This is a genomic window from Hyphomicrobiales bacterium, assembly GCA_016710435.1.
Taxonomy (GTDB): domain Bacteria; phylum Pseudomonadota; class Alphaproteobacteria; order Rhizobiales; family Aestuariivirgaceae; genus Aestuariivirga.
The window spans coordinates 38,223-58,898 of record JADJVV010000001.1 but is presented as its reverse complement, the minus strand read 5'-3'; the positions used below and the strand labels follow the sequence as shown (position 1 = coordinate 58,898).

Genomic DNA, 20,676 nt, shown 5'->3' with positions numbered 1-20,676 from the left:
ATGAGACCATGCTGATCACCTGTCCCCATTGCGGCCCCCGTCCTGTCGAGGAATTCACCTTCCTCGGCGATGCCAAGCCGCAGCGCCCGACGTCGAATGATCCGGCCACGATGGACCAGTGGTTCGACTTCGTCTACCTGCGCGACAATCCGCGCGGACCCTTCGATGAATACACCCATCATTCCGGCGGATGCCGGGCCTGGCTCGTTGTCACGCGCAACACGCAAACCCATACTGTTCTGGCCGTGGTGACAGCGCGCGACTATGCGAAAAAACGCGGGAGGGCTGGCGCATGACCTCCTTCCGTCTGGACCGCGGTGGCCTCATCGATCGTGACAGCACGCTGACATTCCGTTTCGACGGCAAGAGCTTCACCGGGCACCACGGGGATACGCTGGCGTCGGCACTTCTCGCCAACGGCGTGACGCTGATGGGCCGTTCGTTCAAATACCATCGTCCGCGCAGCGTCATCACAGCAGGTGCTGCCGAACCAAATGCGCTGGTTGAGCTGCGGGAGGGCGGGCGCAAGGAGCCCAACACCCGCGCACCGATGATCGAATTGTATGATGGACTGGTTGCGAACAGCCAGAACCGTTGGCCGTCCCTGAACTTCGATGTGGGTGCCCTGAACGGGCTTGCCTCCAAGATGTTCGTGGCGGGCTTCTACTACAAGACCTTCATGTGGCCCGCGAAGTTCTGGGAAATGATCTACGAGCCCATCATTCGCAAGGCTGCGGGGCTCGGTACGGCCTCGAAGGAACCCGATCCCGACAAATACGAGAAGTCCTACGCCCATTGCGACCTTCTGGTGATCGGTTCAGGACCCGCCGGCCTGATGGCGGCCTTGACGGCGGGGCGCAGCGGCGCCCGCGTCATTCTTGTCGATGAAGGATCGCGCCTCGGCGGTTCACTGTTGTTCGAGACGGAAGAGATCGACGGCCGGAGCGGCTTCGACTGGTCGCAAGGCGTGATCGCCGAACTGGCCTCCATGCCCAATGTCACGCTCATGCCGCGCAGCACGGTGTTCGGCTGGTTTGACGGCAACATCTTCGGCGCGGTTGAGCGTGTGAACGATCACGTTTCCGAACCATCGCCCTACGAGCCGCGGCAGCGTTATTGGCGCATCCTTGCCAAGAAAGCGGTGTTGGCGGCCGGAGCGGAAGAGCGTCCGATTGCCTTCGGTGGCAACGACGTGCCGGGTGTCATGACCGCATCCGCCATGCGCCATTACGCCAACCGTTACGCAGCAGCTGCAGGCCGCAACGTGATGGTCTTCACCAACAATGACTCCGGCTATCGCACGGCGCGGGATTTCAAGGCCCGTGGCGTGAATGTTGCCGTCATCGTGGATAGCCGTGCCGACGCGAAGGCTGATGCTGGCGGCGTTCCCGTGTTGCGCGGCCGTGCGCTGGCCGACGTGGCGGGCGGCAAGCTGGTCAATGGCGCCGAACTTACCGATGGCACACACGTGTCCTGCGATGCGGTGGCGATGTCCGGGGGCTGGTCGCCCATTGTCAACCTCATGTGCCATCGTGGGGCCAAGCCGGTGTGGAACGAGGCCATCGCGGCCTTCGTGCCGCCGGATGTGGGACCGCAATTCGTGGCGGCCGGTTCTGCCGCAGGCCACATGCTGCTCTCCGAATGCCTCGCTGATGGAGCCCGCGCCGGTACCAGCGGCAAGGCGGCGGCGTTACCGAAATGCCGCGACGAAGCCTATTCCATCTCTCCGTTGTGGTGGGTGAAGGAGAGCCACGGCAAGGCCTTCATCGACTACCAGAACGATTCCACCGCGAAGGACCTGCCGCTCGCCGCGCGCGAAGGCTACACCGACATTGAACTGGCCAAGCGCTACACCACCACGGGCATGGCCACGGATCAGGGCAAGCTCGGCAACATCAATGCCATTGCCATCCTTGCCGAAGCGACAGGCAAGTCCATCTCAGAGGTGGGCACCACCACGTTCCGGCCCTTCTACACGCCGGTCTCGTTCGGTGCCTTCGCGGGGCCCTTCACGGGGCATCACTTCCAGCCCGTTCGCAAGACGCCGCTCCATGACTGGGCCGATGAACTGGGTGCGGTGTTTGTGGAGACAGGGCTGTGGATGCGGTCCTCGTGGTTTCCGCGCGCGGGAGAGGACTGGCTTGCCGCCGCAAGCCGTGAGGTCCTCGCCACCCGCAGTGGCGTTGGACTTTGCGATGTCTCGACGCTGGGCAAGATCGACGTTCAGGGCCGCGATGCCGGCGTGTTCCTTGACAAGCTCTATTGCAACACCTTCTCCACGCTGGCGGTTGGCAAGGCGCGCTACGGGTTGATGCTGCGCGAAGATGGCATCGTCATGGATGACGGCACCACTTCGCGGCTGGCGGATGATCGCTACGTGATGACCACGACCACGGCCAACGCCGCGAAGATAATGAGCCACATGGAATTCTGCCATCAGGCGCTGTGGCCCGATCTCGATGTTCAATATGTCTCGGTCACCGAGCAGTGGGCGCAAATGGCGGTGGCGGGTCCCAAGTCGCGGGCCACGCTGCAGAAGATAGTCGATGGCCTCGTCCTGAGCGACGCGACGGTGCCTTACCTGGCGGTGCTGCCGATCACCATCCTGGGCGGCATGCCGGCGCGGCTCTTCCGCATCTCCTTCTCCGGCGAGCACGCATACGAACTCGCCGTTCCGGCCGATTTCGGCAGCATGGTTGCGCGCTCCCTCATGCAGGCGGGCGATGAATTCGGCATCACACCTTATGGCGTGGAGGCGCTTTCGATCATGCGCATCGAAAAGGGCCATGTGGCGGGCGGCGAGTTGAACGGCACGACCACGGCGGCAGATCTTGGCCTCGGCAAGATGATGTCGTCGAAGAAGGATTACATCGGCCGCATGATGGCGGGCCGCGAGGGCCTCACCGATCCGTCGCGTCCCTGCGTCGTCGGCATACGTCCGGTGGACAAGGCGGACAAGCTGCGCTCCGGGTCCCATCTGCTCACGCGCGGCACGAAGCCCTCCATGGCGAATGACCAGGGCTACATCACCTCAGTGGCGTGGTCGCCCATGCTCGAGATGTGGCTCGGCCTCGCCCTGCTGAAAGACGGCCGCAAGCGCGTTGGCGAGGTGGTGCAGGTGTTTGATGGCCTGCGCAACATCCACATGCTGGCGGAGATTTGCGATCCCATGCATTTCGACAAGGAGAATGCGAGGCTCCATGGCTAAGGCAGCACGCGCGACCGAACCCACTTTCAACCGCTTGTCGCCGCTGGCGGATGTGACGGTGCAGGGCCGTTTCGGGGCGGACAAGGGACAGCCGGGTGTCACGCTCTCGGTGCGGCATCCCCTGTCGATCGTCACGGTGATCGCCCGAAAGGGCAAGGCCAAGGCCCTTGCGGATGGGCTGGCAAACTACAAGGGTGCGGTCGTCCTGTGGGCGGGACCCGACCAGTATTCTGTCCAGGCGGAAGGCCGGGGCGAGGGGGTGCTTGCCGCAGAGTTGTCGATGATGTTCGCCGGTATCGCGTCGGTGTCGGACCAGAGCCACGGTCGGGTTGTCCTGCGCATCGCCGGAGACAGGGCGCGGACGGTGCTGGCCAAGGGCACGCCGGTTGACCTCCATCCTGATGTCTTTCCTGTGGGCAAATCGGCACTGACGCAGATGGCCCATGTTGGTGTGCACCTTACGCGCGTGGGTGACGACACCTTTGACCTGTCGGTGTTCCGTGGCTTTTCCGAGAGCTTCTGGGAGTGGCTGTCGGAACAGGCGGAGGAGTTTGGCTACCTCGTCCGTTGACGGACGAAAATCTGTGGCTGTTGATCAGCGTCAATGCGTCTTTACCGGGGGTGATTGAAAGTTCCTGCAATTCAAAACCGACGACAGACAAGGAGACTGACATGACGACCAAGATCCTTTGCGCCACCGATGGGACCGTCCATTCACAGCACGCGGTTGAACTCGCCGCGACGCTCGCCAGCCGCCTGGGTGTGCCGCTGGCCATTTGCACCGTCAATGTCGCCCGTGGCGGCGCGCGCGGTCCGCTCATCCTGTCGATGGATGATGCCAAGGTGAAGAAGATTCTGGATGGAGCCGCCGGCATCGCCCGCGCCGCCAATGTGAAGACGGTCGAGGAAGTGTCCCTCAAGGCGCGGGAAGCGGCGGCGGCCATTGTGCAGTACGCGGAAGACAATGGTTATGACCACATCATCTGTGGCACGGGCGACAAGCACGGTGTTTCGCGCCTGATGTTGGGGTCCGTCGCAGCCGATGTGGCAAGCCGGGCCCATTGCACGGTCACTGTCGCCCGCTAACTCCTCAGTTCATCGCGTCCGCCATGTGGCGGCCCGCCTTCTTGTCCGCGATGTGGCGGTAGAGATTGCGGGCGCTCACGCCCATGGCGCGGGCGGCGGCTTCGCGGTTGCCGCCATGGGCCTGCAGCATGCGTTCGATATAGGCGTCCTTCAGTTGCTCCATCGACGGTGAATGGTCGAAGTCCAGCGAAAATGCCTTCGGGCCCGCTTCGCCTGCTTCCGGTAGCGACAGGTGGCGCGGCCAGATCGTGCCATCATCGGCGGACATCAGCAATCCTCGCTCCACCACGTTCCGCAGTTCGCGGATGTTTCCGGGCCAATCATAAGCCATGAGCAGGGCTTCCGTGGAGGCATGGAAATGCTTTCGAACGTTACGCATGAAGTTGCGCGACTCGAGGAAGTGCCGCGCAAGGACGAGAATGTCGTCGCGCCGTTCGCGCAGGGGCGGCACGGTGATGACGAAGGGCGAGAGGCGGTAGAACAGGTCGCCGCGGAATTTGCCCTCTTTCACCCACTCCGAAAGATTGCGGTTTGTGGCCGTGACGAAGCGCACGTTGGCGGAAATATCGCGCGTGCCGCCGAGGCGGCGGAAGCGCGAGGTTTCCAGCACGCGCAGGAGCTTTGCCTGGATCGCCGGGCTGATTTCGCCGATTTCGTCGAGGAAGACAGTAGAGCCTTCAGCCACTTCGATCAGGCCTTCCTTCTTGCGGTCCGCTCCCGTAAAGGCGCCACGCTCGTGCCCGAACAGTTCGGACTCGAGCAGGTTCTCGTGCAACGAAGCGCAGTCGATCGTCACCAGTTGGTGCTCGCCGCGGGTACTGGAGAGATGGATGCTTTCCGCCACCAATTCCTTGCCGACACCGCTTTCACCCTGGATCAGCACTGTTGTATCCGCGGGCGCAACGAGGCCCACGAGTTGCATCACCTTCAGGTATCCCGGACTGAGACCGACCATGCGGCTGTTACCGGCCACCTTGTGCTTGCTCTCGAAGTGTTCGAGCTTGCGCCGCATGTCTTCTGTCTCGATTGCGCGTTTCACCGCGATGTCGAGACGGCCGGAGGACACGGGCTTGATCAGGTAGTCGGCAGCGCCGGCCTGCACCGCCTGCACCGCCTGGTCAATGGAGCCGAAGGCCGTGAGGATGATGACGGGGCATATTTCGCGGAAGCGGCTGATAGCTTCGATGCCCTGACCATCGGGCAAACGGATGTCGAGAATGGCGAGTGCGGGCTCCGCACCCTGGATGGCTTTCTCGGCCTCGGCGAGCGTGCGCACCCCGGTGGCGGCAAAGCCTTGCCGGTGCAACTGGTCTGTCAGCATGCGGTTGAGCGGCGGATCATCCTCGACGACGAGGATTTGCCTCTTGCGGCTGTCGTTCACGATTGCGGGTCTCCGGAATGATCAGGGTCGGGAAGGGTGACGCGGAAGGTGCTGCCTTCACCCACGGTGCTGGTGAGGGTGAGTTCACCGTTCAGGCGTTCCACCGTGGAGTGGCAGATGGCGAGACCGAGACCCGTGCCAGTGGAACCGTCGGCCCGTTTGGACCAGAACGGCCAGAAGATGCGTGCGCGGTCCTCTGCGGAAATGCCAACGCCCGTGTCGGTGAAGCTCACGCCCACGCGGCCGTTTCTGGCCCCCGCAACAACGGTGAGGGTGCCGCCCCTAGGCATGGCGTGGATTGCATTCTGGGCGAGATTGACAAAGACGATGCCGAGATCGCTCTCATTGGCAATGGCGCGGGGATTGCCCTTGATATCGAGCGTGGTCGCCACACCTGCCTGTGCCGCCTGGTAGGTGAGAAGGGACATCACGTCCTTCAGCAGCGGGGCAAGATCGAGAAGCATCTTCTCCTGCGATGAAGGTTCGCTCACCCGCAGCAGGCGCGAAGTCACGTCGAGGCAGCGTTGGATCTCGCGGTCGGCGGTGGCGATGTAGCTTTCGCCGGACACATCTTCGCCCCGGGCCGCCATGTCGCTCCGCATCGCCTCCATGGCGAGATGGATGGACCAGAGCGGATTGTGGATTTCGTGGGCGATGCCCGTCGCCAGCTGGCCGATTTCCGCAAGGCGCTGGCCGTGCGACGCCTCGGCCTGGTTGGAGAGGTCGCGAATCGATTCCACGATGCAGGGAAGGGACTTGCCATCTTGCTCCAACAGCACGCGGGCAGCCGAAACCTCAACAAACACTTCGCTGCCGTCGGCGCGCTCGTGGCGATGGCGGCATTTCACACTGCTCTTGCCATGATCCGAAAGCTCCACCATGGGGCAGGGCACCAGCGTCGGGGAGCAGGGCGCCTTGAGCCTGTGACTGGACAGATAGCAGGGCAGACCCAGAACCTGGTCCGGAGTTACTCCCAGCTGGCTGCAGTAGGCGGCGTTCACTTTCAGGATGCGGTAGTCGGGGCCGATGACGCGCATGCCGTCGGGGGCCGCGTCCAACACGTCCTGGACGAAGCGTTCGTTGGCCTGCACGGCGCGCACATTGGCGCCCACATGGGCGGCCATGGCGTTGAAACGCTGGCCCAGATCGGCAAGTTCTCCGCTGCCATGCACCAGGGTGCGGGCTTCAAGGTTGCCGTCCGAGAAGCGGCTGGCCGCTTCGGCGATGTTCGCCACGGGTTGCAAAACGTGATGCTTCACCGCCATCATGATGGCGTAGAGGGCGGCCAGCAATACAGCGAAGCCTGCCGCGGCCAGCAACAGGCCTGCGCGCCAGTAGTCGCGCACCACATCCCCGGCATCAAGGTCGACCACAAGAACACCGTTGTCAGCCAGAGCGGTGGCGCCGCCCACAGGTGTGAAACTGCGGATCACATTCTTGCCGGCGGCAGTGGTCGTGAACTGCGGTCGTTCCGGCCACGGCACGGGCAGGACGTGGCCGCTGACCACCGCGAAGGTTTTTCCTTGGATGCTGGCATCAGATGAGGCGCGAATGTCTCCGTTGGTGGTGATGAGGGAGATGGCTGTCACGCCATCTTCGCGGGAAAGACGCGTGATTGCGTCACTTATGGCGCCGCCGTCGTTTCTCATCACCGCGCTGCGGAGTGCGAATTCCAGAACCGAACTCTGTTGCGCTGCCATGCGCGCGTGGCCTTCGATCAGGCGATTGCGCAGTGCCACCACGAACAGCGTCAGGAAGAGCAGCGAACAGGCCGTCAGCACCACGGCGAGCACCATCAGGATTCGCCGCCCCAGCGACGATCCGAACAGTGCGAGTGTGGGCTGGACACGATCTGTCATGCCAGGCCTGCAAGCCGCTGCAAAAGTCCTTCGGAGGGCAGGTCCGCGGCTGTGAGTTCGATGACGTGGCCGATCATTTGCGCAGGAAGATCGTGGGCGAAGAGGGTGAGCGGCAGGATGAGGCGCTGCGGCCAGTCTTGTGCGGCGGCCTCCGCAAACCACGCTTCACGCACTTCGCGGGCAAAGAGCGAAAGCATGGCCTCCGCATTGTGCAATACCACGTCACGGCCATGGATCATTTCAGCATGGGCCGTTTCGGTGAGTGCGCGGGGTGCCAGATTTGAAGCCTGCCAACCGAGTGGCGCCATCTTCTGTTTACGGAAATCGACCAGCCGTGCCTGCAGCGCGGAGGCCATCGCCTGCACCAGGTCAGGACGATAGCCGGGGAATACGACGGCGCAGGCACAGGATGCAGGCAATGCATCGCGCCACGCCAAGACAGGTTGAAGCCACGCGGCGACAGCCGTGGGTGTTGTCATGACTCATCCTTTCCCAACGTGATTGTGCTGCCGGATTGGCAGGCCTGTCTTTGATTGGTGTCAAAGCAGTGGGGATGTCACCAACTGGGCTCCACGCCGGGCATGAAAGGACGCTCCGTTTCCGTGACCTCCTCTGCGTTGACGGCGATCCGTTCCTGGCGCGGTTCGCCGGTGACGCCCTCCAGCAACGCGCGGACCGAGAGCAGAACGGCTTCGGTTACGAGTGCTAGTCCGCTGTAGAATGCGGTGTTTGCCCGTTGGGCCACGCCACCAAGGAAATCTTTCGACCAGAGCAGCAGGTGCTGATCGAGAAAGCGGCCTGCATCGCGCGCCGCGGTTCCACCGGCGTCGCGCAACAGCGTGGATACGAATTCCAGTTCATGCACCAGATGGTCATCGGCGCGCTTGCGCCAGTCGGGAGCGGTCAATCCGTAATGCGCATACCAGTTCCGCACCTCAAACATGGGGCCCTGCCGTTCGATGTGATCATCGGTGAGCCAATAGGATTCGTTTGGGGCCACGCGCTTGCCGAAGGTGAGATAGAGATCGGCATAATCCACCCACAGCGCATCCACGCAATTGGGGGAGAGATCGGAGAGGCCGTCGTCAAGCAACCGCAAGCCCTGTTCCATTCCGTCGCCCTTCACCTGTAGTGCAAACCAGTCGCCGGCAGGTGCGGCGGCGAGGCTTTGCAGCATCTCCATGTCCGGCTCGCTGTCATGCAGGCGGGCGAGGACCGCGAGATCATCGGCGGCGGCAGCGAGAACCTGCCGCTGTTCCAGTGTCAGGAGGGGGGCGGGACTGTCCATGTCAGCTCTCCACTTTGCCCTTGGAGTGCGGCACGAAGACGATGGAGGGATTGGTGAGGCTGGGGTCGGCCATGTTCTTCACTTGGCGCACGATTTCATCATTGGGTCCGCGCGCCTTCGTCTCGTAGGTTCCGCCGCGCAGTTCCTCGATCGGCCCCACGTCCAGCACGCGCATCATGCAGGCCATGACGCAATAGGGGCGGCGGCCCGCGTCCATTTCGTCCACGCACATGTTGCACTTCTTCACCGTGTTGCTGTCGGGGTCGTATTGCGGCGCGCCGAAGGGGCAGGCGGCTTCGCAGCGGCGGCAGCCAATGCAGAGCGTGGAATCAATATCGACGATGCCGTCCTTCTGGCGCTTGAAGATCGCGCCTGTCGGGCAGGTAGGCAGACAGGCGGGTTGTGCACAGTGATTGCACGACATGTTCACCTTGAAGGCATAGACCTCCGGATAGGTGCCGCCTTCGATGTATTGCACCCGGCGGAAACGCGGGCCGGGTGCCAGGCCGTTCTTGTCCTTGCAGGCGATTTCGCAGGCGCGGCAACCAATGCAGTCCACATTGTTGTGGATGAAGCCCCACTGCACGTCGGGCGTTACCGGTGCATAGCCTTCGGCCTTCACCTTGGCGGCGGCTTCGCGAATTTTCTTCTTGTCGAGAACTTGAGCCATGATTGTCTGCTCTCCGCCTTACTGGTCGCGCCGGAAGATGAAGCTGCGGGCCGTGGCCAGCTCATCCCATCCGGGCCGGTGTTGCAGGTCGGTTTTCCGGATGTCACACAGCACCGTGTTGTAGGCGAAGGCACCGGCGGGGCTGGGTTCGTCCAGCGTCAGGAAGTCCGGGTTGCCGGAGCGGTCGGTGCCATCCTCGGCGATGTCCATCCATGCGCCTTCATGCATTACCGCGACGCCTGGCATGCAGCGTTCGGTGACAAAGACGGGGAGGACCACCTTGCCGCGGTCGTTGAAGACCTCGACGGTGTCGCCCGTCACGACGCCAATCTTCCTGGCATCGCCCGTGTACATGGTCACTTCCTGCGTGAAGGTCTCGCGCAGCCACGGGATGTTGTTGAAGATCGAGTGGGTGCGCCAGCGCGGGTGCGGCGAGATCAGGTGATATGGATGGCTCTTGGTCTTCTCGCTGTTGAGCGACTCCCATGGCTCTATCCATTTTGGAATGGAGGGGATTTCCGTACCGTAGCGGGTGCGGGTCCAGTCGGTGACCTGGGCCAGTTCCGTGGACAGGATTTCGATTCTGCCGGAGGCCGTCTCGAAGGGAATGCCGTCACGGATCTGCGCGCGGAAAGCCACGTGGGGTTCCGGCAGGATGAACTTGTGGATGCCCCGCCGCTTGAACGTCGCCCAATCGATGCCGGGATTCTGGTTGGGGATGACCTTGAAGTTCCACCAGTCCGAGAGATAGGCCTCGTCCGTTGCCGTGTTGTCGTGGAAGTAATCGCGGTTGGCCTTGGGATTGTAGCCGGGGCCGAAGCCCAGGCGATAGGCCAGCTCGGTGAAGACCTGGAAGTCGGTCTTCGATTCACCCATGGGTTCGATCACCTTGGGCCGATGGATGTAGTAGTGTCCCTTGTACCAGGGCAGTGCCACGTCATGGCGCTCGAAGTGCGTGGCGATGGGCAGCAGATAGTCGGCCCAGATGCCCGTCGGCGTGATGGTGGAATCCATGCACACCAGCAGGCTCTCGCCGTCGCCATAGGAGTCCAGCTTGCGGATGGCCTGGATTTCCTTGTTGATGTTGGTCAACTGGTTCAGCCAGTCCGACCCCTGCCAGAAGATGCCGCGAATGTTTGGGATCACGCCGTCAAACTGGTCGTCACGCGGCCACAGTCCGAGGTCTTCGCGCTTCAGGTTGGGGTAGTTGAGCACAGCATGGGCCCAACGGTCCGACTTGATGGAGGCATACCACACATTGGCAAACTGGTCGTAGGGGTAGGCGACGGCCTCGGAGTGCCAGCCCTTGCCGATGCCTTCCGAGCAGCCACCCAGCACGCCGATGTTGCCGGTCATGGCCTGCACGGCGGCGGCCATGCGGTTGTACTGTTCGCCGTAAGCGTTGCGCCCCGGCGCCCACGACGCCTTCAAGGCCGCGGGCTTGGTGGTCGCATACATGTCGGCGAGTTTCTTGATGTCGTCGGCCTTCACGCCGCAAATGGGTTCGGCCCATTCGGGTGACTTCGGCTGGCCGTCGTATGTGCCGAGAATGTAGTCCTTGAAATTCTCCTTGCCCCGCGCCCATTGCGGCATGGTGCCGGCGTCCATGCCTTGCGTGAAGCGGTCGATGAAGGCCTGGTCTTGCAGGTTGTTGGTGAAGATGTAGTGGGCCATGGCGGCGAGCATGGCCGCATCCGTATTCGGCTTGATCGGAATCCACCACGCGTCATAGGCCGCGGCCGAGTCCGTATATTGCGGATCGATCACGACGAACTTGCAGCCGCGCTGCTTGGCCATGCGCATGTAGTAGAAGGTGTTGCCGCCGTGGAAGGTGTAGGCCGGGTTCCATCCCCACATGATGATGAGCTTGGAGTGCGCGAAGGCATCGTCCTCGTTGCCGTCCTGAATGGTGCCGAAGGTCGTGCGTGACGAGAACTTGGTGCCCTCGTAGGAGGGAATGGACCACGACGAGGTGCGGCAGCCGAACATGCCCATGAAGCGTCCCAGCAGTCCTTCCACCTGGTCGGACTTGTGCAGCACGCCATAGGAGGCACCGGCATAGCTCTGGTCGAGCAGGGCTGTCGGGCCAAACTTGTTCTTGAGATACACCATGCGTTCGGAAATATCGGTGAGCGCCTGTTCCCAGGTGACACGCTTGAACTTTCCCTCACCGCGCTTGCCTACGCGCTTCATGGGGTAGAGCAGGCGTTCGGGTGAATAGAGGCGCAGGCGATAGGAACGTCCGCGCAGACAGGCGCGCATCTGCGGCATTTCTTCCGTGTCGGTGTTGAAAGCATCACCCTGGTAGGTGCCGTTGTCCGTTGACAGGCGGACGATGACGTCGCCCTTCTTGTGGGCGACGAGCATGTGGCGCGAGCCGCAATTGTGGGCGCAACTCGTCACGACCGTTTCGAGGTCGTCGTCTTTCGGATAAGGTTCGTAGGCAAAAGCATTGGCCTTGGTGGCCAGTGCGCCGGGAACGAGTCCTGCCGCAAGCGTCGCCGCACCGCCTTTCAGCACCTTGCGGCGGTTGGGGTTCAGCAGGCCGAGGAGGGGATTGCCTTTGGCTTGATAGGTCACTGTCATTCTCCTGCAGGCATCACTGTGCGGCTTTGATCTGGTAACGGGGGTCGGACTCGGTCTTCCGGTCCTTCGCCCAATCGGGAACGGTGCTGGCATCCATGCCGGGCCAGGGATGGCGCGGGTAGCGATAGGACGTCATGTACCAGGCGCGGCCTCCGTGGCAGCCGTAGCAAACGTCGGAGCTTTCCTTCGCCAGATCCTCGATGGTGGCGGCGTTGAGGTAAGTGACGTTGTGGCGGTTGGTGCGGAAGAGCTCACCGTGGCAGGTCAGGCAGCCGTTGGGCGCGTCGGCGTTCTCCAGATCCTTGCGCGCTTCCGGCCACGGCCCGGGAAGGCCCATGATGTTCACCGGGTCGGGCATGGCACCATGACAGCGCAAGCACGTCTCGCTGGGGTTCACCATCTTGCGCAACGTGAAGGGTTGGCTGCCGTTGTTGGAGGTCATGTCGGCAGCGGCCACCGTCATGTGCGGGCTTTCCTCGCGCGGATCATTCCCCTGGTGGCAGAAGGTGCACTTGAGGTTCATCACGGCCTTGGCGTAGGGCGACGACATGTGACGCTGGTGGAAGGTCATCTGCGCACCGTCATAGGTCGCCAGCGTCTGGTACCAGGCAAGCGAGGATTGCGCTTCGAGTCCAGCTGGCGACATTTCACGCACGGCCGTGTCGAGCACCTCCTGGTGGCACACCAGGCATTCGCCATTGGTGGCTGTGTCGATCGCGGGCTTGAAGTGCAGGGGATGATATTTGGCGCGCTGGCGGTCCATGCCGGACAGCGTCTTCTTCAGCGCTTCGACGGCTGCCACTTCGGCGGCGGTTTCCTCGGCCGTGGGCGCAGGCGGGTCGCTGTAGGTGATTGCAGGTGGCGCATCGGGGGCGGCCGGTTCTGCTGGGGATGAGGCTGCAGCCGCGCCAGCAACCGGTGCTTCACCTGCTGGGGCAGCGGTGGTGGCCGGTTCGTCCGCTGACGCGGCTGCAGGCGCTGCGGCACCGGCGCCAGCGGCAGCTGCGCCAAGGCCAAGGTCCGCCGCAGCGACTGGTGAATCTGAATTCTGCGCCAGGAAGGCGATGACGTCGGCCCGTTCCTTGTCCTTGGGCAGGCCCGCGAAGGCCATCTTGGTGCCTTTCACCGTTCCCTTCACATCCTTGAGGTACACATCAAGCAGTTGCGGCGTCCATGCTTCAGCGGCTTTCGCCTTCATGGCGTCGGAATATTTGTAGCCCTCTACCGATGCGACGGGGCGGTTCAGCACGCCATGGAGAGAAGGCCCAACGCCGTTCTTTCCCTTGTCAGTGGCATGGCAGGATTTGCACTTGGCGAACACGGCCTTGCCCGCAGTGGCATCCGGTACGCCGGAAGCGGCTTCGGCGACGGGTGCGGCAACAGCGGGCGCTGCAGTTTCCGTCTGCGCCACTTGCTGTTTCGTCAGCGCAGGAGAAGGTGCTGCTTCCATTGTACCTCCCGCATCGACCTTCATGCCCGGTGGGTCCGGCGGCGAGAGATCGGGGCGCGCAACGCCGAAGGTGCTGAGCGCATTCACGGCAATCACAATACCAGCGGCCAGCGTGACGAAGAGTCCGGCCTCCTGCAGTTTTTTCATTTTCTGGATTCCATCACTTGGAGAATGCGCTGGGGAAGAAAGCTCCCCCAGCGCGAGGTCGTGGGATCAGTTGGCAGGCGGGGTGAATTCTCCACCCTGCATGCCACCCATGCCGGACATTCCGCCCATGCCGGACATTCCGCCCATGCCGGACATGCCGCCCATGCCGGACATTCCGCCCATGCCGGACATTCCGCCCATGCCGGACATGCCGCCCATGCCGGACATGCCGCCCATGCCCGTCATGCCGCCGGGAGCAGCGTAGGTATATTGCGTGCAGACCCAACCGCCGCCGTTACCTGCCATGCCGCCCATGCCGGACATTCCGCCCATGCCGGACATGCCGCCCATGCCAGACATGCCGCCCATGCCGGACATGCCGCCCATGCCGGACATTCCGCCCATGCCCTGCTGGGCTTCTTCAGCGACTGCGGGAACAGCAGCCAGCACCGCGATTGCACTGGCTGCGAAAAGCATTCGCTTCATCGACTTCGTCATGATCGTATTCCTTCCGATTGAATGTCGCGCGGAGTTTTGGACGCTTCGGCATGCGCGAGTGCCGTTGCGCCATTCGTTGAATCAGTTGGCGGGTTCAGCAGGCTTGCTGGGGTGCCAACCGCGAATGTCGTACGGCCCTGTCATTCCGGGATGGAGGAAGGGCGAAAACCAGTTTCCCTGATTGACAAGGAACTTGAGGCTTGCGGGAAAGGGTTTCGAAACGCCCGTCAAAGCGGCGCTGTACCAGCCGTCGGGCTTAGCCATTTCGGCGATCACCGGCGCACCCGCCGGACGCATGCTTGGCTGCAGGCCTGCAATCTCGCTGGCACTCACAGGGGTAATCGCCACGGGCAGGAGGAGCACCATGGCTGTGACCAGGAGACGAGATCGTGGCATGCGTTGAACCCCCGCTGTATTTGCTTTGCCTTAACCATCGCAAACCACATGCCAGCTGGAAAAATAGCGCCAAGACATTGAAAAATATCAATTTTATATGAGGGCAGTTCCAGAGCGCGGCGCTCGGGAATTGACAAAAAGTCAGTGGTTTTCGGGCTTGACGGGAGAACGTCCGATGATATCGCCCTTTTCAGCCATGACATTTTGGCAGCGTAATTGACTGGGCCGGCCCAAGCGCAATGAACACGGCGAAAACCATGATTTCAGGCTTCGGCGCCCATCGCCATCTCAGCCCTTGGGAGCGGTGGAAAAGGCGTGGCTGCCGCTCTAGTGTCGGGATGATTCCCCGTTTTCTTCCGGAGTGACAGCATGAACCTCGAACACGTTTCCATCGGCCGCAATCCACCGAAGGAGGTCAACGTCATCGTCGAGGTGCCGGTGGGCGGCGAACCCATCAAGTATGAGATGGACAAGAAGTCGGGGGCGCTGGTGCTGGATCGCTTCCTGTATACCTCCATGCGCTATCCCGGAAACTACGGCTTCATTCCGCACACGCTTTCAGATGATGGCGATCCGATCGACGTGCTCATCGCCAATCAGCGCGGCATCATTCCCGGCGCCATTGTGGCAGTGCGCCCCGTGGGCGTGCTCAAGATGCAGGACGAAGCCGGCGGCGACGAGAAGGTGATTGCCGTGCCCGTGCCGCGCCTCACCCGCCGCTATGAGAGCGTGCACAATTACAAGGATCTGCCGGAAATCACCCTGCAGCAGATCGAGCACTTCTTCGCCCACTACAAGGACCTTGAAACCACCAAGTGGGTGAAGGTCATCGGCTGGGGCGATGCGGCCGAGGCAGAAGACATGATCCTCGCCGCGATCAAGCGCGCCAAGACCTGAGCGCAGCCCCGCCCGTCTCGCGGGCCGGTAGAAGCAAGGAGCCGGTTGACGGCATCTCGGGCTCGGGCTTGCATGGGGCATGGGCCTGATACGTGCCGCGTTCATCATGCTTGCCACAACGCTTGCCGCTCCGCCGGGGCAGGCGGGAACACTGGAAGACATTCACGCGCGTGGGATTGTGAATTGTGCAGTTGCCGCCTCCGCGCCCGGACTTTCGGAGATGCAGGATGGCAAGCGCAGCGGTTTGGCCATCGACTTCTGCGCCCTGATCGCCGCCGCTGTCGTCGGCCGCGCCGAGGCGGTGGCGATCATCGAGGTGGGTGCAGAGGACGGGGCCATCGCACTTCAGGCCGGAGAGGCCGACATCCTGCTTGCACCGCGCCCCTGGAAACTCGGTCCGGAGGTGCGGGATGGCGTCTTCCTCGTCGAACCGCTGCTGACCCGGTCCCGCGATGGTGCGGTGTTCGGCCCACAGGTGCGGCAGGGCGACGACAGCTGGTTCGTGGCGGTGCGCTGGGTTCTCGCGCTGGCGCGCGCTTCGTCTGCGCCAGGAGATGAAGCTGCAGACGCTTTCGCGGAGCTGGGACTCCAGTCCAGCGCGAGACAGAAAATAACTTCTTTTTCAGGTAGTTATCAAGAACTTCTGGAACGGCACATGAAAGCGTTTACGGACGATGGCTGGCAGGCTGTGACGCCGCCACCCGGCATGCAGTTCTGAGTGCGCGGGGCCTCAGCCGTTGGGGTCCTGGAACGAAGGTGCCACGGGGCGAAGTGGCGGGCGCGTCGCACCGAAGACGGCAGGCCGCGGGGCCTGGCGCATCTGCTGCTCCGGCGGCGGGGGAATCTGCGGCTGGTTCATCGAAGCGGTCGGGATGTTGCTCTCGATCACGACATCCTGGTTGCCGCCCACGAGCATCAGATGCTCGACATCGTCGCGGCGGATGAGGACGAGGCGCCTCGTCTTGTCCAGTTCATAGTATTCAGCGATGCCGAGGCGGGAACCGCGGCGGCCGCGAACCCGGCCGTTGAAGGAGCGGATGATCATCGCCGCGCCCACCAGAACCACGAGGGCGATCAGGATCAGGGCAATGACGGTGTAGTAGGGTTGCAGAAACTCCATGACTCGGTCCTCACATCCACTCGGGTCACATAGATTAGCCCATTCCGGTTAAGGAATCACTGACCATGTTGGCCCTCCCGCCCGCGGGCGCGTTTGCCGATTCACTGGCCGGGCCGAATGCCTATACTGCTCTTGATTCGGGATGGGGTTGATGACTGAACGAGACGATTCACGGGCGCCCACGCCCGCGGGCGGTGGCGCGGGCCGCCGGCTTCCGGCTGTTGCCCTCCTCACCCTTGGCGCACTCGCAGTGGCTTCGGTCTTCATCTACCTCGCGCAACGGGGCGGAGAGGCCCAGCAGCTCCTGCTGCCGGGCGTTGTGGCACTCGCCGCCATGGCGCTCCTCGGCGTGGTGGGTGGCAAGATCCTGAACCGCACGACGGCGGGCCCCACCGACCTTGTGCAGGCGATGGCGGATGCAACAGGCGACGCCATGGTGGTGGCGGACAGCAAGGGGCGGCTGCTGCATGCCAATACGGCCTTCGTCGCATTGGCCGCGAAGGCAGGGCAAGCGCGTCTCGCCGGCATGGACGTGTTGTTCGCGGGCTATCCCGATTTTGCCGAACCCATCTATCAGCTCGCGCAGGCGGCCGCCTCGGCACGGGCAATGTCGCGCGATGTGCGGCTTCCGGCCAATTCATCCGTGCCCGGAGCATCTCCGGAGGGCGCGCGCTGGATCAGACTGTCCGTGTCGCCGCTGCCGCAGGGCGATGGCCGCGTGTTGTGGCGGATGACCGACATCACGGCGGACCGCCATGGGCAGGAGACCGCCTTTGCCCGCCTGCAATACATCATCACCTATCTCGATCACGCGCCCGCGGGATTCTTTTCGCTCCTGCCGGATGGCCGCGTCGACTACATCAACGCCACGCTGGCGGAGTGGCTGAACCTTGATCTTGCAGCCGCCGAAAACGAGAAGATGCCGCTGGCGCGCCTCGTGGGCGAGGATGCCGCGCGGCACATGACATCGGTACAGGGCGGGGCGAATGTCTCGCATGTGGACCGCTTCATCGCTTCCCTGCCGAAGGGCAACAGCACGCTGTCCGTGGACATCATTTTCCGCAGTGATTTCGATGGAGAGGGGAGGCCGCTGCCGTCACGCGCCATGGTGATGCAGAAGCCGGAGTCAGCCGTGGTGGAGACTGGCGGCAACTGGTTCGATCTGCTGGCCACGGCGTCGCCCATCGGCGTTGCCGTGTTCACCAAGACGGGCGAGTTGCGCCGCGCCAACTCGCCGTTCCTCGCGCTCTCTGCGGAACTGAAACTCCACGGCGCCGTGAGCAATGCGGTGCGCGAGATGGATCGCCCGGCACTCGCCGCGGCGCTCAAGGATGCACTGGCCCGTCCGGGCAAGGCGGCGGGCTGCGAGGTCATGCTGAACAACCAGCCGCCGCGCGCCGTTCAGCTTTCGCTCTGCGACGTCGGTGATTCCGTTGCCGCCTTTGCGCTGGACCGCACGGAGGCGCGGGCGCTCGAAGTGCAGCTTGCGCAGAGTCAGAAGATGCAGGCCGTGGGCCAACTGGCGTCTGGAATCGCGCACGACTTCAACAATGTGCTGACGCCGATCATCGGCTTTGCCGACTTGCTGCTCACGAAGATGCGTCCCACCGATGCGGCCTTCGCCGACATCATGAACATCAAGCAGAATGCCAACCGCGCAGCCAATCTCGTGCGCCAGTTGCTGGCCTTCTCGCGCAAGCAGACGCTGCAGCCGCGCGTCACGCTGCTCAGCGAAGCCATGTCGGACCTCGGCAACCTCCTGGGGCGCGTGCTGGGTGAGAGGATCGGCTTCGACATCAATCACGGGCGCGACCTGGGCTACGTGCTGGTGGACTTCAACCAGTTCGAACAGGTGGTCATCAACCTCGCGGTCAATGCGCGCGATGCCATGCCGAACGGGGGGCGCCTGTCGGTTAAGACATATAATGTGTCGAAGGAACAGTCGCAGGGCGGCCGGCACAAGTTGCCCGAGGCGGAATATGTGGTGTGCGAAGTGGCCGACACGGGCACGGGAATCCCCAAGGACATCCTGGAGAAAATCTGGGAGCCCTTCTTCTCCACCAAGGACGTGGGCAAGGGCACGGGGCTCGGCCTCTCCATGGTCTACGGCATCGTCAAGCAGACGGGTGGTTTCATCTACTGCGACAGCGAAATCGGCAAGGGCACAACCTTCACCATCTATCTCCCGCGCCACTATCCGCAGGTGTCCGAACAACCTGTGCCCGCCGCCGAAAAGGTCGAAGCACCGCGCGCCGACCTCACCGGCCGCGGGCGCATCCTTGTCGTGGAGGACGAAGATTCCGTCCGCGCCTTTGCGGTGCGTGCCCTCGCCTCTCGCGGCTACACCGTGGTGGAAGCCGATTCGGGCGAGCGCGGCCTTGAGGTGATTGAGGACGACAAGGAAGGTTTCGAAGTCATCCTCTCTGACGTTGTCATGCCGGAGATGGACGGGCCGACAATGCTCTCCGAAATCCGCAAGCGCGGCGTCACCAGCCGCTTCATCTTCATGTCGGGCTATGCAGAGGACGCGTTTGAGCGCAATCTCGAAAATCCGGATGACTTCGCCTTCATCCAGAAGCCGTTCACGCTGAAGCAACTGGTTGAGAAGGTGAAAGAGGTGATGGGATGACACGCAAACGCCACGCGACGCTCGCCGAAATTTCCCGCAGCCTGGCGGACGGCAAGGTCACCGCACGCGGTCTTGCCGAGGAGTCGCTGGCGCGCATCGCCAATCCAAATGGCGAAGGAGCCCGGGCCTTCATTCATGTTGATCCGGTGCGGGTGATGCATCAGGCGGACGAGCAGGATGCCTTGCGGAGGGCAGGGCGGGCGCCATCGCCGCTGGCCGGCATTCCCATCGGCATCAAGGATCTTTTCGATGTCGCCGGCGAAGTGACGACGGCGGGATCGCGCCTTCTTGCCGCCGGGAAACCCGCCGACCGCGACAGCGATGCGGTGGCGGCTGTGCGGCAGGCGGGCATGGTGATCCTCGGCCGTACCAACATGACGGAGTTCGCTTACTCTGGCGTCGGCATCAATCCGCACTACGGCACGCCATTGTCCGTGTACGGACGGTTGGACAAGCGTATTCCCGGCGGCTCTTCATCGGGCTCTGGCGTCGCAGTTGCGGAAGGCATGTGCCCCGTTGCTCTGGGCTCAGACACCGGCGGCTCATGCCGCATTCCTGCAGCGTTCAATGGCGTGGTCGGATTCAAATCCTCGGCGCAGCGGGTGAGCAAGCGCGGGGTCTATCCCTTGTCACTGACGCTGGATTCGGTTGGCCCCATCGCCAATTCGGTGGCGTGTTGTGTTGCTGTCGACGCGCTCCTGTCCGGCACAACAGCACCGGCTCCCGGTGAAGTGCGGCGGACGATGCGCCTTGGCGTCCTCACCGATTATGTGCTGGACGGGCTGGATGACACGGTGGCCCGCGATTTCGCGGCGGCGGTGAAACGGCTCGAAGCGGCAGGGTACCGGATCGAGAATGTTTCATTCCCCGAAATCCAGGAGATGCCCCAGTTTCTTGCCAACGGCGGCATCGCTGGGGCGGAAGCCTGGGCGCACCATGCCCCCATCATTGCCGCACATGAGGCTGAATATGACCCGCGCGTGGTGAGTCGCATCCGCTTCGGAGAGAAAATCACGGCTGAAGATCTCGCCCGGATCAGGGCTCGCCGCGCAGAGGTGATTGCCCGCTTCGCGGCCATCGCCCAAGGCTATGACGCCATCATTTGTCCGACAGTGGCGATCATCCCGCCCCCCATCGCTGCGCTTGCGGATGAGAGCGATTATCGCAGGCTGAACGGCCTGTGCCTGCGCAACACTTATGTGTTCAACACCCTGGATGCCTGCGCCATCAGCTTGCCGATGCAACCTGAAGGTGGTGCTCCGACCGGATTGATGATGGCCCTGCCGAATGGCCACGACGCTGCCCTGTTCCAGGCTGCGGCCGCAGCAGAAGCTGCAATTCAGGGCTAAGAACCGCCTTTTCTGCAACTTATAGTATATTTTCTGGTCGCCCGTAAGGTTCTCTTCAACCCTCGTTAGAATTTGCTTAACAAATCACGTATTAGTTGTGTATGTGATTTGC

At 62.8% G+C, this 20,676-nt stretch carries 18 protein-coding genes; 8 read left to right on the top strand and 10 right to left on the bottom strand.

Annotated features, from left to right (window positions below):
- The first annotated feature begins 8 nt into the window (after positions 1-8).
- The 4 genes from IPM06_00220 to IPM06_00205 all read left to right on the top strand — a co-directional run bounded on the left by IPM06_00220 (position 9) and on the right by IPM06_00205 (position 4,294).
- Positions 9-296, top strand: a complete 288-nt coding sequence (locus IPM06_00220) for a sarcosine oxidase subunit delta (protein MBK8768836.1) — start codon at positions 9-11, stop codon at positions 294-296.
- The gene (locus IPM06_00215) at positions 293-3,208 is read left to right on the top strand and encodes a sarcosine oxidase subunit alpha family protein (GenBank protein MBK8768835.1); all 2,916 of its coding nucleotides are present in this window, start codon (positions 293-295) and stop codon (positions 3,206-3,208) included. Before IPM06_00220 ends, IPM06_00215 begins: the two co-directional genes overlap by 4 nt.
- Positions 3,201-3,779, top strand: a complete 579-nt coding sequence (locus IPM06_00210) for a sarcosine oxidase subunit gamma (protein MBK8768834.1) — start codon at positions 3,201-3,203, stop codon at positions 3,777-3,779. Before IPM06_00215 ends, IPM06_00210 begins: the two co-directional genes overlap by 8 nt.
- Positions 3,780-3,880: 101 nt before the next feature.
- Positions 3,881-4,294, top strand: coding sequence for a universal stress protein (locus IPM06_00205; protein MBK8768833.1), 414 nt, complete (start codon positions 3,881-3,883; stop codon positions 4,292-4,294).
- A 4-nt stretch (positions 4,295-4,298) separates the two neighbouring features.
- Here the strand turns inward: IPM06_00205 and IPM06_00200 are convergent, their stop codons facing one another.
- From IPM06_00200 to IPM06_00160, 9 genes are all read right to left on the bottom strand, one after another.
- On the bottom strand, positions 4,299-5,615 hold the full coding sequence (locus tag IPM06_00200; GenBank protein MBK8768832.1) for a sigma-54-dependent Fis family transcriptional regulator: 1,317 nt from the start codon (positions 5,613-5,615) through the stop codon (positions 4,299-4,301).
- A gap of 56 nt (positions 5,616-5,671) precedes the next feature.
- Complete coding sequence (locus tag IPM06_00195; GenBank protein ID MBK8768831.1) at positions 5,672-7,534, bottom strand: HAMP domain-containing protein; 1,863 nt, start codon at positions 7,532-7,534, stop codon at positions 5,672-5,674.
- Complete coding sequence (locus tag IPM06_00190; GenBank protein MBK8768830.1) at positions 7,531-8,013, bottom strand: hypothetical protein; 483 nt, start codon at positions 8,011-8,013, stop codon at positions 7,531-7,533. The genes IPM06_00195 and IPM06_00190 overlap by 4 nt, the downstream gene beginning before the upstream one ends.
- 77 nt (positions 8,014-8,090) lie before the next feature.
- Entirely contained in the window at positions 8,091-8,822 is a 732-nt protein-coding gene (locus IPM06_00185) for a molecular chaperone TorD family protein (GenBank protein MBK8768829.1), read from the bottom strand.
- A gap of 1 nt (position 8,823) precedes the next feature.
- On the bottom strand, positions 8,824-9,492 hold the full coding sequence (locus tag IPM06_00180) for a 4Fe-4S dicluster domain-containing protein (protein ID MBK8768828.1): 669 nt from the start codon (positions 9,490-9,492) through the stop codon (positions 8,824-8,826).
- An 18-nt stretch (positions 9,493-9,510) separates the two neighbouring features.
- Complete coding sequence (locus tag IPM06_00175) at positions 9,511-12,078, bottom strand: molybdopterin-dependent oxidoreductase (protein MBK8768827.1); 2,568 nt, start codon at positions 12,076-12,078, stop codon at positions 9,511-9,513.
- 13 nt (positions 12,079-12,091) lie between these two features.
- On the bottom strand, positions 12,092-13,675 hold the full coding sequence (locus tag IPM06_00170; GenBank protein ID MBK8768826.1) for a cytochrome c family protein: 1,584 nt from the start codon (positions 13,673-13,675) through the stop codon (positions 12,092-12,094).
- A gap of 66 nt (positions 13,676-13,741) precedes the next feature.
- Entirely contained in the window at positions 13,742-14,173 is a 432-nt protein-coding gene (locus IPM06_00165) for a hypothetical protein (protein ID MBK8768825.1), read from the bottom strand.
- 81 nt (positions 14,174-14,254) lie between these two features.
- Positions 14,255-14,569, bottom strand: a complete 315-nt coding sequence (locus IPM06_00160; GenBank protein MBK8768824.1) for a hypothetical protein — start codon at positions 14,567-14,569, stop codon at positions 14,255-14,257.
- 369 nt (positions 14,570-14,938) lie between these two features.
- On the opposite strand from IPM06_00160, the gene ppa reads away from it, so the two are divergent.
- Both ppa and IPM06_00150 read left to right on the top strand, forming a co-directional pair.
- Positions 14,939-15,466 (top strand): inorganic diphosphatase, encoded by a 528-nt coding sequence (gene ppa, locus IPM06_00155; protein MBK8768823.1) that lies wholly within the window; start codon positions 14,939-14,941, stop codon positions 15,464-15,466.
- A gap of 79 nt (positions 15,467-15,545) precedes the next feature.
- On the top strand, positions 15,546-16,184 hold the full coding sequence (locus tag IPM06_00150) for a hypothetical protein (GenBank protein ID MBK8768822.1): 639 nt from the start codon (positions 15,546-15,548) through the stop codon (positions 16,182-16,184).
- 12 nt (positions 16,185-16,196) lie between these two features.
- Here the strand turns inward: IPM06_00150 and IPM06_00145 are convergent, their stop codons facing one another.
- Positions 16,197-16,586, bottom strand: coding sequence for a flagellar biosynthetic protein FliO (locus IPM06_00145; protein ID MBK8768821.1), 390 nt, complete (start codon positions 16,584-16,586; stop codon positions 16,197-16,199).
- Positions 16,587-16,737: 151 nt separating this feature from the next.
- Between IPM06_00145 and IPM06_00140 the strand changes: the two genes are divergently transcribed.
- On the top strand, positions 16,738-19,215 hold the full coding sequence (locus IPM06_00140; protein MBK8768820.1) for a response regulator: 2,478 nt from the start codon (positions 16,738-16,740) through the stop codon (positions 19,213-19,215).
- On the top strand, positions 19,212-20,564 hold the full coding sequence (locus IPM06_00135; protein MBK8768819.1) for an amidase: 1,353 nt from the start codon (positions 19,212-19,214) through the stop codon (positions 20,562-20,564). The genes IPM06_00140 and IPM06_00135 overlap by 4 nt, the downstream gene beginning before the upstream one ends.
- The last annotated feature ends 112 nt before the right edge of the window (positions 20,565-20,676 follow it).